The organism is Enterobacter sp. 2VL (assembly GCF_005503595.1).
GTDB classification, from domain to species: Bacteria; Pseudomonadota; Gammaproteobacteria; order Enterobacterales; family Enterobacteriaceae; genus Enterobacter; species Enterobacter cancerogenus.
The window spans coordinates 535,998-548,742 of the sequence record NZ_SCNE01000002.1 but is presented as its reverse complement, the minus strand read 5'-3'; the positions used below and the strand labels follow the sequence as shown (position 1 = coordinate 548,742).

Genomic DNA, 12,745 nt, shown 5'->3' with positions numbered 1-12,745 from the left:
CGTGAGTGCAAATTTTATCGGGGAACACGCGGTAATGAAGAGCGCATGGAGTGGATTGTTATTAGGGATCGGCGCGCTGCCAGCGATGGCGGCGACGTGCGAACACACTTCCCTGCAGGGAGAGGTTGAGGGGAAGTTTGATGCCAGCGGCGAAGTCTGTTTTATGCTGCCCGAGCTTGCTGAAAATTACGTTTCCGCCACGCTACAGGGCGTAACCGACGCTCGCCTGCTGGACGGGCAAAACCGCCGCATCCGCACGCTGGTGGAAAACGGGCCTGCGGATGGTGAACATACGCTGCTCTTTGCGCTGCCGGTAAAGCAGAACACCTCGCTGGTGCTGCACGGCGAAGCGGGCAAGCCGTGGCGCTTTCAGTGGCGGATGAAAGAGACATCTGCCCTGGCGCGGGTGCAAATGCTGGCGCCTGAAAGCCCGACGCTGCAGGCGCTGGCTAAAACGGTGGCGGCGGGCGGAACTACCGAGGCGTTCTGGGCGCTGCAGCGCCAGCAGGGTACGCCAATGGTGGAGCCGGTCGATGCGGAGCACAAGCGGATCACCTTCCTGTGGCGCGGTGCGCGCGAAAATGTCTTTCTTTTCGGCTCTCCGTCGGGCGAACACGACCCGCTGTTCCGCCTGGGGACGACCGACGTCTGGTTTCGCAGCTACGTAGTGCCCGCCGACACGCTTATGCAGTACAAGCTTGCGCCGGATGTCCCCGCAGTGGAAGGCTCTGTGCACGATCGCCGCCGGGCAATCCTGGTGAGCGCTCAGGCCGATCCGCTCAACCCCCATACCTTTGGTGAACAAAAAGCCGACCGCTGGAACCGGTTTTCACTGCTCGATCTCAGCCCGGCGCGCTACTGCTCCGTGCAGGCGATGGCGCAGCCGGTGATAAACGGCACGCTCACCCGCCAGAAAATCACCAGCCGTATCCTCGGCAATACCCGAGACGTCATAACCTGGCAACCACGCGGCGCGCAGCCTGCGCGGTGGACGCTGATTCTTTTCGACGGGCAGATTTATCAGGACGAATACCATTTCGCCAGTGTACTGGATGGCCTGATTGCCCGACACCATCTTCCGCCCGTCAACGTGGTGTTTATCGACAGCCTCGATCACGCCCGTCGCGGTAAAGAGCTGCCGCCGAACCCCGATTTTGCTGATTTTATGGCGCATGAGTTGCTGCCGCAGCTTCGTGCGCAGGGGATCGCCACGCAGCGGCAGAAAACGGTGCTGGCAGGTTCAAGCTACGGGGGCATTGCCTCGTCATGGGTGGCGCTGCGCTATCCGCGGCTGTTTGGCAATGTTCTGAGCCTGTCTGGCTCCTACTGGTGGGCACCGAAAGGGGAAGCGCCCGGCTGGCTGACGCGTCAGTATCAGCAGTCGCCGCTGTACCCGGTGCGTTTCTGGCTTCAGGCCGGCAAGTTTGAACAAGCGGGGCCGGGCGGGGGGAACTATCGCACCACGCGGGAGTTTGAAAACGTCCTGCGGGAAAAGGGCTACCGCGTGAGCTTCCACCCGTGGTCCAGCGGCCACGACTACGCGGCCTGGTGTGAAGCGCTGATCCACGGCATGCGCGATTTCACCGGCTTACGACGCCAGTGAAAACCAGCGGCGCCAGACGAAACGCAGGATAACGAATTCGATGGCGCCGAGCAGCAAGAACCACAGACAGAACAGAATGGTGTACAGCTGGTTCAAATCGACCATGTGGAAGGTGATCACCAGCTTCTGCGCCAGCACCATCCCCAGTGAAGGCGCAGGCAGCAGCAGGCAGGAGAGCAGGGCCAACAATAAAATGCCGCCTGCGGTGAGCAGCGATTCTAACGGGTGTTTCATGATAATGTTAATCGTCAGTTAAAAATGTCATTGTCCGGCATCCTCGAACGTAAAGCAATATAAACCCCGTCAGCGATTTTTATTTAAAACGCTGCTTTTAGCCGCAAATAAATTCCTCTGGCAAAATACATAACGGCCCGCACTTCAATTATTATCGCGTTCTGTAAATAAACGTCTGTATTACGCAAATAATTTTACAAAGCTATAGGTGCTGTAGCCAATTAACGTAGCAATAACAATGGCTGCGACAATGTATAACGCCAGGCGGCGACCGCGATAAATACCAAACATGCTTCCTCCTCGTTTAATGTTGGTTTAGAAATATTTTGTAAAAATCAGCTTATCGAAATAGTTTTAAACAGTTTTGAATAACCCGGCAGTAATTATATTGCGGTAGAACAAATTAACCCGCAAGCATTAAAAATGAATTTATTAAGCCAGAAAGGAATTCAGGCTTCCGTCCACCGGAAATTAAAGGAAAGAAAATGACCAAAAAAAATATTTCTCAGAACATGCCGCCCGCGGGCAACAACGCTTTTCAGCAGACCGTTGAGCAGGTGCTGGCGCACCAGCAGACGCAGCCACAGGGGCTGGATCGCGCTGAAGCGCAGGCGCGCCTGCAGAAAGTGGGGCCAAACGCGCTGCCTGAGAAAAAGGGCAAGCCGGGCTGGCTGCGTTTTCTGGCACACTTTAATGATGTCCTGATCTATGTCCTGCTGGCGGCAGCCGTATTAACGGCGGTCATGGGCCACTGGGTCGATACGCTGGTTATTCTGGGCGTGGCGGTCATCAATGCCTTAATTGGCCACATTCAGGAAAGTAACGCGGAAAAATCCCTGCAGAGTATTCGAAATATGCTCTCCAGCGAGGCGCGCGTTATTCGCAATGGTAATCACGAAACCATCCCGACCACCGACCTGGTGCCGGGCGATATTGTTGTGCTGCGCGCAGGCGATCGTATTCCGGCGGATATGCGTCTTATTGAAGCGCACAACCTACGCGTTGAAGAGGCTATTCTCACCGGTGAATCAACGGTGGTGGATAAACAGACCCAGCCGCTGAGCGGCGAATTACCGCTAGGCGACCGCACCAACCTGGTCTTCTCGGGGACAACCGTTAGCGCGGGCGGTGGCGTCGGCGTGGTCATTGCCACCGGGCAGGAGACCGAGCTTGGTCACATCAACCAGATGATGGCGGGCATTGAAAAACACCGCACGCCGCTGCTGGTGCAGATGGACAAGCTTGGCAAAGCGATTTTCGTCATTATTCTGGCGATGATGGCCGCGCTGTTTGTCTTCAGCCTGGTCTTCCGCGATATCCCGATGGGCGAGCTGCTGCTCTCCCTGATTAGCCTGGCGGTGGCCTCTGTACCGGAAGGTCTGCCGGCGATTATCTCCATCATCCTCTCCCTGGGCGTGCAGGCGATGGCGCGCAAGCGGGCAATTATCCGCAAACTGCCAACGGTGGAAACCCTGGGGGCAATGACCGTGGTCTGCTCGGATAAAACCGGCACCCTGACCATGAACGAAATGACGGTGAAAGCGATCATCACCGCTGAGAGCTGCTACCGCGTGGACGGCAACAGCTACGAGCCGGTAGGTAACATCTATCTGGAAGGCAGCGACGAGCCGGTGCAGATCCAGCCGGGGACCGTGCTGGAGCAGTACCTGCGCACCATCGACCTGTGTAACGACAGTCAGATGATTCAGGACGAGCGCGGCCTGTGGGCTATCACCGGGGGGCCAACCGAAGGCGCGCTGAAGGTGCTGGCGGCGAAAGCCAACCTCGCGCCGGTAATGACGACGCTGGTCAACAAAATCCCGTTCGACTCGCAGTACAAGTACATGAGCACCCACTACCAGATTGGTAGCGAGGAGCAGATCCTGATCACCGGTGCGCCGGACGTGATTTTCGCCCTGTGTGAGCAGCAGCAGACCCGCAACGGGACCGAAGCGTTCAACCGCGCGTACTGGGAAACCGAAATGGAGCGCTATGCCCGTCAGGGGCTGCGCATGGTTGCCGCAGCGTTTAAGCCAGCCAACGGCGAAACGGCGCTCACGCACGACGACCTGAATACCGGCCTGATCTTCCTCGGTATCGCCGGGATGATGGATCCGCCGCGTCCGGAAGCCATCGATGCCATTCATGCCTGCCAGCAGGCGGGGATCCGCGTCAAGATGATTACCGGGGATCACCCGCAGACGGCGATGAGCATCGGCCAGATGCTGGGGATCACCAACAGCGAGCAGGCGGTTACCGGCTATCAGCTGGAGAAAATGAGCGATGCCGAGCTTGCCGATGCGGCGGTGAAATATGACATCTTCGCCCGTACCAGCCCGGAGCATAAGCTGCGCCTGGTGCAGGCCCTGCAGGACAAAGGTGAGATTGTCGGCATGACCGGCGACGGTGTAAACGATGCCCCGGCGCTGCGTCAGGCGGACGTCGGTATCGCGATGGGCATCAAAGGGACGGAAGTCACCAAAGAGGCGGCGGATATGGTCCTGACGGACGATAACTTCGCCACCATCGCCAGTGCGGTGAAAGAGGGGCGTCGCGTGTACGACAACCTGAAAAAGACCATTCTGTTCATCATGCCGACCAACCTGGCGCAGGGGCTGCTGATTGTGATTGCGCTGCTGGCGGGGAACATTATTCCGCTGACGCCGGTCCTGATCCTGTGGATGAACATGGCGACCTCCGCCACGCTCTCCTTCGGCCTGGCCTTTGAAGCCGCCGAGCGCAACATCATGCGCCGTCCGCCGCGTCAGACCGGACAGCACGTGATGGACGCCTACGCCGTCTGGCGCGTGGCCTTCGTCGGCACCATGATTGCGATTGCGGCGTTTGCCCTGGAAGCCTGGCTGGCCCCGCGCGGCCACAGCGCGGAGTTCATCCGCACCGTGCTGCTGCAGATGCTGGTGTGTGCGCAGTGGGTGTACATGATTAACTGCCGTAACACCGAAGGGTTCTCCCTGAACCGCGGTCTGCTGGCGAACAAAGGCATCTGGCTGGTCACGGGCGTGCTGTTCCTTCTCCAGGCGGCCATCATCTACCTGCCGTTTATGCAGATGCTGTTTGGCACCGAAGCACTGCCGCTGCGCTACTGGTTCGTGACGCTGGCGGTTGCAGGGGTGATGTTCTTCATCGTTGAAATCGAGAAGCGACTGACCCGCAGGTTCCGTAAGGCTGCATAATCTTTTGCCCTCACCCTACCCCTCTCCCACAGGGAGAGGGGACTCTGACCTCCCTCTCCCTGTGGGAGAGGGCCGGGGTGAGGGCGGACACATCTGAGGTACTCCCCATGAAACTCCCACTCCTGTTCGCGCTTCTCGCCTGCACCCTGCAACCCGCTTTTGCCGCCGCCATTCCCGTGCGCGTGGCCGCCGTAGAGCAGACCGCCCACGCCGCCGAGCGGCAGATCCCCGGCCGCATCGAGGCTATCCACACCGTGGAACTGCGCGCCCGTACGGAAGGGGTGATCACCAACATCCACTTTCGCGACGGGCAGTACGTAAAAAAAGGTGACGTGCTGTTCGAGCTGGACGATGCCGAGCCGCGCGCCGCCGTGCGTCTGGCGCAGGCCGAGGTGACCAGCGCCGAAGCCACGCTGCGTCAGGCGCAGCAGCAGCTTTCCCGCTTCGAAAGCCTGGGCAGCAGCAACGCCATCAGCCGTCACGACGTGGATAACGCCCGCATGCAGCGCGACGTTGCCCGCGCGGCGCTGGAGCAGGCAAAAGCCCGGCTCGAAACCCGCAATGTCACCCTGGCCTACACCCGCATCATCTCGCCGATTGATGGCCGCGTGGGCCACAGCCAGTTCCACGTGGGCAGCCTGGTCAACCCCGGTAGCGGCGTTCTGGTGGAGGTGGTGCAGCTTGACCCGATCCGCATCGCGTTTGCGCTGGAAGAGGGGGCGTTTGCCACCAAGGCCGGGCAGCACGCCGATATCAGCGCCATGAAGCGTGCCTGGCAGGCGCTGATCGACAGTAACGGCCAGCGCGTTCTCGGGGAATTAACCTCCGTGGACAACCGTATCGACCCGCGGACCGCCAGCGTGATGCTGCGCGCCGAGTTCGCCAACCCGCGCCATCAACTGCTGCCCGGCGGTAATGTGAACGTTTACCTGCGCCCGGCAAGCGTTCAGCCGGTTATGACGCTGCCCGCCGCGGCGGTCCAGCAGAACGGTGACGGATTCTTTGCCTGGGTGATTAACGCCGACGGCAAAGCCGAAAAACGCCCGCTGACCATCGCCGGGCAGATGGGCCAGCAGTTCCAGATTACCTCCGGCGTTAAGCCGGGTGAGCGAGCGATTACTGACGGCGCGCAGCGCGTACAGCCTGGCGCTGCCGTCCAGATACTGAACTAAGGAGCCATCATGCTGACGTTTTTCATCAAACGCCCGCGCTTTGCGATGGTGATTGCGCTGGTCATCACCCTGCTTGGCGCCATTGCGCTGCGCATTATTCCGGTGGAGCAGTATCCGCAGATCACGCCACCGGTGGTGAATGTCTCCGCGAGCTGGCCCGGCGCCAGCTCGGCTGACGTGGCGGAAGCCATCGCCACGCCGCTTGAGACCCAGCTTAACGGCGTGGATCACATGCTTTACATGGAATCCACCAGTTCGGACGAGGGCAGCTATAGCCTGAACATCACCTTTGCGGCAGGCACTGACCCGGATCTGGCCGCCATCGACGTACAAAACCGTGTGGCGCAGGCCCTGGCGCAACTGCCCGCCGAGGCGCAGCAAAACGGCGTGCAGGTGCGCAAGCGCGCCACCAACCTGATGATGGGGGTAAGCCTTTACTCACCGAACAACACCCACACGCCGCTGTTCGTCAGCAACTACGCCAGCACCCAGGTGCGCGAGGCGCTGTCCCGCCTGCCGGGGGTCGGTCAGGTGCAGATGTTTGGCGCGCGTGACTACAGCATGCGCATCTGGCTGCGTCCGGATCGCATGAACGCCCTTAACGTCACCACCGACGACGTGGCGCAGGCATTGCGCGAGCAAAACGTCCAGGGCGCGGCGGGCCAGGTCGGCACGCCGCCGGTGTTTAACGGCCAGCAGCAGACCCTGACCATCAACGGGCTGGGGCGCTTAAGTCAGGCCGGGGATTTTGCCGACGTGATCATACGCGCGGGGGAGATGGGGCAACTGGTGCGCCTGAAGGACGTGGCGACCATCGAGCTTGGCTCGCGCAGCTACAGCTCCGGCGCGCAGCTCAACGGGCATGACTCCGCCTATCTCGGTATTTATCCCACGCCGTCCGCCAACGCCCTGCGCGTGGCCGACGCGGTACGCGCCGAGCTGGAGCGGCTCTCCACGCGCTTCCCGGACGACCTCACCTATGAGGTGAAATTCGATACCACCTCCTTTGTGGCCGCCACCATCAAGGAGATCGGCGTCTCGCTGGCGCTGACCATGCTGGCCGTGGTGGTGGTCGTCTCCCTGTTCCTGCAGAGCTGGCGCGCAACGCTGATTGTTGCCCTTGCGATTCCGGTGTCGCTGGTGGGGACCTTTGCGGTGCTCTACACGCTCGGTTACTCCGCCAACACGCTGAGCCTGTTCGCCATTATTCTGGCGCTGACCATGGTGGTGGATGATGCCATCGTGGTGGTTGAGAGCGTCGAAACGCTGATGGCGGAAGGGCAGAGCCGCACGGCGGCGACCGCGCTGGCGCTGCGCCAGATTGCCGGGCCGGTGATTGCCACCACCCTCGTGCTGCTGGCGGTATTTGTGCCGGTGGCGCTGCTGCCGGGCATCGTCGGCGAGCTGTACCGTCAGTTCGCGGTCACGCTCTCTACCGCCGTCACGCTCTCAAGCCTGGTGGCGCTGACGTTAACGCCCGCCCTGTGCGCCATGCTGCTGCGTCCGCGCCCGGCGCATCCGGCCGCAATTTTCCGCGGCTTCAACCGCGGGCTGGACGCCACGCGCAACGCTTACACCCGCATGGTGAGCGCGCTTAACCTGCGCCCGTGGCTGGCGCTGCTGGCAACCGCAGGGGCGGCGGCCATCGTCGTGTTCAGCTTTATGTCGATGCCAAAAGGCTTCCTGCCGCAGGAAGATCAGGGGTACTTCTTCGCCAGCGTCCAGCTGCCGGAGGCGGCGTCGCTTGAGCGAACCGAGGCGGTGATGACCACGGCGCGCGAGCTGATCGCCAAAAACCCGGCGGTGGAGGATGTGATTCAGGTCTCCGGGTTTAACATTCTCAACGGCACCAGCGCCTCTAACGGCGGCTTTATCTCCATCATGCTGAAGGACTGGAGCGAGCGCCCGCCGCTGGACGAGGTGATGGGCACTTTGCAGCGCCAGCTTCTGGCCCTGCCGGAAGCAACCATCATGACCTTCGCGCCGCCGACGCTGCCGGGGTTGGGCAACGCCTCCGGTTTCGACCTTCGTATTCAGGCGCAGGCGGGGCAAAGCCCGGCGGAGCTGGAGCGCGTCACGCGCGAGGTGCTGGCGAAAGCGAACCAGCACCCGCAGCTGAGCCGCGTGTTCACCACCTGGAGCAGCAACGTGCCGCAGCTTACGCTGACGGTCGATCGCGAGCGCGCGGCCCGTCTCGACGTGCCGGTCTCGCGTATCTTCAGCAGCCTGCAAACTGCCTTTGGGGGGACGCGCGCCGGGGACTTCAGCGTGAACAACCGGATCTACCACGTGGTGATGCAAAACGAGATGCAGTGGCGCGAGCGCGCAGAGCAAATCAGCGAGCTGTTTGTGCGCAGCAACGGCGGCGAACGCGTGCGCCTGAGCAACCTCGTCACCATCACGCCGAGCGTCGGCGCGCCGTTCCTGCAGCAGTACAACCAGTTCCCGTCCGTGTCGGTGAGCGGCTCGGCGGCAGACGGGGTGAGCAGCAGCACGGCGATGGCGGTGATGGGCCAGATCCTGGCCGCGAACCTGCCCGCCGGGTATGACTACGCCTGGAGCGGCATGTCGTATCAGGAGCAGCAGACCGGTAATCAGGCGATCTGGATCGTGCTGGCGGCGGTGGTGATGGCGTGGCTGTTCCTCGTCGCCCAGTATGAGAGCTGGACGCTGCCCGCGAGCGTGATGCTGTCGGTGCTGTTCGCCATCGGCGGAGCGCTGGTGTGGCTGTGGATCGCCGGATACGCTAACGATGTGTACGTGCAGATTGGCCTGGTGCTGTTGATCGCGCTGGCCGCCAAGAACGCCATCCTGATCGTTGAGTTTGCCCGCGCGCGGCGCATGGACGGAATGGCGATTGTCGATGCGGCGCGGGAAGGGGCATCACGCCGCTTCCGTGCGGTAATGATGACCGCCGTGTCCTTTATTATCGGCGTTCTGCCGATGATGCTGGCGAGCGGGGCTGGTGCCCAGAGTCGACGCATCATCGGTACCACGGTGTTCAGCGGCATGCTGGTGGCGACCGTGGTCGGCATCCTCTTTATTCCGGCGCTGTTTGTGCTGTTCCAGCGCCTGCGTGAGTGGGGGCATCGCCTTACGGGCTAGTCGCCCACAGTTCGCTGTGTTTCTGCACTAAGGAGATGAGCGAGCCACCGTCTGCAATGAAGTCCCGCATGCGCTGCGCCTCGCTCTTGCCCTGTTTCAGCATCAGGGCAATTTCTTTTATCGCGCTGGTCGCGCCGAGCTTCTCGGCCGACGGCGCAACCTGCTCCAGCAGCCAGGCAATATCTTGCGCCACGGTTTTGTGCTCCCCGGTATGCACGTCCGTCAGGATCCCTTCCAGCCCGTAACGGCACGCCTGAAAACGGTTGAAGCGGTACAGCAGAAAATCTTTTTCCTGATGCTTATAGGGCCGCGTGGTCAGCAGCCAGTGCGACGTCGCCTGAATCAACCCGGCGATGTTGATCGCATGACCGAGCGTCAGCGGCGTATCCATCACCCGCACCTCCACCGTGCCAAAGTGCGGGCTGGGGCGGATGTCCCAGTGCAGATCTTTAATGCTGTCGATCATGCTGGTGCTGCTCAGACGGCGGAACAGCCCTTCAAACTCCTGCCAGCTGTTGACCCAGGGCATCTGACCGTTGTCCGGGAAGCCCGAGAAAATGTTCAAGCGCGATGACGCAAATTTGGTGTCCGTTCCCTGCATGTAGGGCGATGAGGCCGCCAGCGCGATAAAGTGCGGCACAAAACGCGACAGGCCGTGCAGCAGGTAAATGGCGTCATCCCCGGTCCGGCAGCCCACGTGAACGTGCTGGCCAAACACCGTGGCCTGCAAAATCAGATAGCCAAAGCGCTCCAGCGTGACGTTATAGCGCTCGTCGTCGCACACCTCCTGGCGCTGCCATTTCTGAAAAGGGTGCGTCCCGCCGCCGCAAATCTGAATGTGCTGTTCTGCCGCCGCACGCAGAATGCTCTGCTGCATCACTGAAAACTGCGCCGCCGCCTGGTCGATGTTATGGCACACGCCGGTGGCAATCTCGAGCATGCTCTCGGTGATGTCGTGCTTCACTTCACCGCCTTTGATGTCGTGCTCAACGGCGGCGATAAGGGCAGAGGAGTCCTGGCTCAGGTCGTAGCCCGGCGGGTTGACCACCTGGAGTTCAAGCTCAATGCCAAGGGTATAAGGATCAGAGGAATGAAAGTCGGGTAAAGGCATGGTGCACTCCGTTGTCTGGTTTTCAGTGAGTATAGACAACGGGCGTGGCGTGCTCTCTTATTCAGCCTGACGGGATTTCTCTGCGTTTAGCTCTTCCATTGTTGCCTCCAGAATCCAGAGGCACTGAGCACCCTCAAACGTTTCCAGCAGCGCCTGCCGGGTGCGCTGATAGAACGCGTCGACTTCAGCGGGGGATTTCTCTAAAGGCGGAGTGCAGACGATATCGCTGCCTACCATGTGCGGCCACTTTCCGGCGTCAAGGGTGCGTAGCGCTTTCAGCGTGGCGTTGGTGTTTGTTGTGAGCGCTGCGGCAAGCGCATCCTCCAGCTGCTGCGCCTGGTTACCGTCAGCCGTGGCTGCCAGCGCTGGGGCTTGCTCAATCCAGCGTGCATCTCCTGATGCGATTCCCTTTAGTGCTGAAGACCAGTCAGTGCTGGCTGCAATGGCTGGGACAGTAAGAGCACAAAGTAGCAGAGCGATCGGGTATTTCATCGCACAACCTCAAGCTCACCGCCGTCGCGAAGTATCTTACGTCTCGTTGACGGTGAAAGGATAATGCATCCCTCGGACGCAAAACCGGCGGGACCATATTTGTGATCACCATGAATACGGAATTCTGAGCGACCAAAACTTTCTCCCGAGGTTTGCTCAAGAATGATGGTAATTGGTCCTTTTGAATTCGAATGACCTGCAATTTTATACGTCCCGCGAGGTAATGGCCCCAGGCCCTTCACATGCTGACGGTCTGGGTTGTTTTTATTCGTCAGAGCGCCGGAGTACCCGGTCTCAATTAATTTGCCGTCTTTATACATCTTGCCGGTAGACTGCTCATACTTCCATCCCATATCGTTCTCCTTATGCTGTCTTACGCTCATTCCAGCTATCTGAATGCATGATGTTACCGTCGACATAGCGCCAGGTAATTTTTTCGTACAACAGTTCCACAAGTTCCAGATGATTATGTTTCTCATAGTCAGGGGCTTTAATGTCAAGCATCATTGGGCAGACGCTGACGATCGTCACGCCCTCCATAAGCATGGAAAAATATTCCACTTCCTGGCCGGCATCGTTGATATGGTAAAATTTAATCTCTGCAGACTTAAGCTTCTGGCCCGTGCTGACAGCCTTGTACAAGTAGGGGCTGGAGGCATCAATCTCTTTATCGAAAGAAAAGGGGGAATGGACGCGAATACCGGTCGCCTTGCCGTTATGCTTGTCGGTGGGCTGCATCACGCCGTGATTGAATCCGATAACCTCGATACTTCCTTCACGACCGTATATATCGACAGAGCCTTTGATGTCGGCACCACCGTCGTCTTTAAGCCATAAATAAGCGGGAATAGCCATTTTTTTGAAACTCCGTTTAAGAAAATCCTAAAAAAGACCTTTAATTCAGTTTTTTCACGTAACGAGCACAACGCTAGCGCTTACAAAATAATACGTCAATTTATGTACGGTGTGGATATAAAAAGATCTGCGTTTTCGTTGACGTAAATTAAGAAATGATGGGGTCTCAAGGTTTGGAACGGGTTTATTGTTAATGAATGGTACGGTGGTTTTACTTAATTCTTGATTAAGTCAATGTTAATTGAATATGTAATAAATAGTGGGGCGGTTATTAGATTTATAGTAATTTGACGATTTATTAGATGATTAAAAGCACATAACGGCTTGTCGAAATACCCGCCATCCCTTGGCGACACGCCTGAAAACGGTTGAAGCAGTACAGCAGAAAATTCTCCTCCTGCTGCTTTTATGGACGGGTGGTTTGCTGCCAGTGTGATGTCGTGCTCAACGGCGGCGATAAGGGCAGAGGAGTCCTGGCTCAGGTCGTAGCCCGGCGGGTTGACCACCTGGCGTTCAAGCTCAATGCCAAGGGTATAAGGATCAGAGGAATGAAAGTCGGGTAAAGGCATGGCGCACGCCGTTGTCTGGTTTTCAGTGAGTATAGACAACGAAGCCGTTTGCCTTAGCAACGTGCTGGCACGCTCCCGCGCAGAAGCGGCAAAACCGTAAACAGAGTTGATATATTTCGTCTGTTTTTTAACCCAGGAAAACGATTGCAGAAAAATAAAGGCCTTTAATCACGAACGGCTAAGCGCAAAATTTATCAATTTCACCTTTTAAATCTAAATAGCTAACGATTTATGAACAAATAAATTACCTAATACATCAAATTAAAATAGTCATCTAAATCAATTAGTTTGGTGAATGATTTAAAAGCGTCAACCGGCGGCGTGGGTTGGATATTGACTCTTAAATTTACCTTTTGTAATGTGCTGCGCAATACGTCACTGCGTATCGCCATTCCCTTCGAATTTAGTAA

General features: G+C 58.6%; 9 protein-coding genes and 1 pseudogene. 4 read left to right on the top strand and 6 right to left on the bottom strand.

Annotated elements, in window-relative coordinates; all coding sequences use genetic code 11:
• Positions 1-34 precede the first annotated feature (34 nt).
• Positions 35-1,603, top strand: a complete 1,569-nt coding sequence (locus tag FFS28_RS06995) for an alpha/beta hydrolase-fold protein (RefSeq protein WP_137849141.1) — start codon at positions 35-37, stop codon at positions 1,601-1,603.
• On the opposite strand, the gene FFS28_RS06990 is transcribed toward FFS28_RS06995, so the two are convergent.
• Complete coding sequence (locus tag FFS28_RS06990) at positions 1,589-1,837, bottom strand: DUF1158 domain-containing protein (protein WP_137849140.1); 249 nt, start codon at positions 1,835-1,837, stop codon at positions 1,589-1,591. The genes FFS28_RS06995 and FFS28_RS06990 overlap by 15 nt on opposite strands.
• Before the next feature lie 485 nt (positions 1,838-2,322).
• Between FFS28_RS06990 and FFS28_RS06985 the strand changes: the two genes are divergently transcribed.
• From FFS28_RS06985 to FFS28_RS06975, 3 genes are all read left to right on the top strand, one after another.
• Positions 2,323-5,031, top strand: a complete 2,709-nt coding sequence (locus FFS28_RS06985; protein WP_102891296.1) for a cation-transporting P-type ATPase — start codon at positions 2,323-2,325, stop codon at positions 5,029-5,031.
• A 107-nt stretch (positions 5,032-5,138) separates the two neighbouring features.
• Positions 5,139-6,203 carry an efflux RND transporter periplasmic adaptor subunit gene (locus FFS28_RS06980; protein WP_006177027.1) on the top strand — a complete coding sequence of 355 codons (1,065 nt, stop codon included), beginning with the start codon at positions 5,139-5,141 and terminating at the stop codon, positions 6,201-6,203.
• Between the two features lie 9 nt (positions 6,204-6,212).
• On the top strand, positions 6,213-9,308 hold the full coding sequence (locus tag FFS28_RS06975; RefSeq protein WP_137849139.1) for an efflux RND transporter permease subunit: 3,096 nt from the start codon (positions 6,213-6,215) through the stop codon (positions 9,306-9,308).
• On the opposite strand, the gene FFS28_RS06970 is transcribed toward FFS28_RS06975, so the two are convergent.
• The 5 genes and pseudogenes from FFS28_RS06970 to FFS28_RS06950 all read right to left on the bottom strand — a co-directional run.
• Positions 9,298-10,419 (bottom strand): YbdK family carboxylate-amine ligase, encoded by a 1,122-nt coding sequence (locus FFS28_RS06970; RefSeq protein ID WP_088207743.1) that lies wholly within the window; start codon positions 10,417-10,419, stop codon positions 9,298-9,300. The two genes, FFS28_RS06975 and FFS28_RS06970, sit on opposite strands and share 11 nt — an antisense overlap.
• Before the next feature lie 57 nt (positions 10,420-10,476).
• Positions 10,477-10,911 carry a hypothetical protein gene (locus FFS28_RS06965; RefSeq protein WP_137849138.1) on the bottom strand — a complete coding sequence of 145 codons (435 nt, stop codon included), beginning with the start codon at positions 10,909-10,911 and terminating at the stop codon, positions 10,477-10,479.
• On the bottom strand, positions 10,908-11,264 hold the full coding sequence (locus FFS28_RS06960) for a tlde1 domain-containing protein (RefSeq protein ID WP_014830982.1): 357 nt from the start codon (positions 11,262-11,264) through the stop codon (positions 10,908-10,910). Before FFS28_RS06960 ends, FFS28_RS06965 begins: the two co-directional genes overlap by 4 nt.
• A gap of 10 nt (positions 11,265-11,274) precedes the next feature.
• Complete coding sequence (locus FFS28_RS06955; RefSeq protein ID WP_137849137.1) at positions 11,275-11,766, bottom strand: Hcp family type VI secretion system effector; 492 nt, start codon at positions 11,764-11,766, stop codon at positions 11,275-11,277.
• A gap of 431 nt (positions 11,767-12,197) precedes the next feature.
• A pseudogene (locus FFS28_RS06950) lies at positions 12,198-12,335 on the bottom strand (YbdK family carboxylate-amine ligase); the annotation flags it as partial.
• Positions 12,336-12,745 lie beyond the last annotated feature (410 nt).

Excerpts from the sequence above, each read along its gene's own strand:
- FFS28_RS06960 (WP_014830982.1), bottom strand. The coding sequence starts at position 11,264 with ATGGGATGGAAGTATGAGCAGTCTACCGGCAAGATGTATAAAGACGGC.
- FFS28_RS06995 (WP_137849141.1), top strand. The coding sequence starts at position 35 with ATGAAGAGCGCATGGAGTGGATTGTTATTAGGGATCGGCGCGCTGCCA.
- FFS28_RS06980 (WP_006177027.1), top strand. The coding sequence starts at position 5,139 with ATGAAACTCCCACTCCTGTTCGCGCTTCTCGCCTGCACCCTGCAACCC.
- FFS28_RS06965 (WP_137849138.1), bottom strand. The coding sequence starts at position 10,911 with ATGAAATACCCGATCGCTCTGCTACTTTGTGCTCTTACTGTCCCAGCC.
- FFS28_RS06955 (WP_137849137.1), bottom strand. The coding sequence starts at position 11,766 with ATGGCTATTCCCGCTTATTTATGGCTTAAAGACGACGGTGGTGCCGAC.
- FFS28_RS06975 (WP_137849139.1), top strand. The coding sequence starts at position 6,213 with ATGCTGACGTTTTTCATCAAACGCCCGCGCTTTGCGATGGTGATTGCG.
- FFS28_RS06970 (WP_088207743.1), bottom strand. The coding sequence starts at position 10,419 with ATGCCTTTACCCGACTTTCATTCCTCTGATCCTTATACCCTTGGCATT.
- FFS28_RS06985 (WP_102891296.1), top strand. The coding sequence starts at position 2,323 with ATGACCAAAAAAAATATTTCTCAGAACATGCCGCCCGCGGGCAACAAC.
- FFS28_RS06990 (WP_137849140.1), bottom strand. The coding sequence starts at position 1,837 with ATGAAACACCCGTTAGAATCGCTGCTCACCGCAGGCGGCATTTTATTG.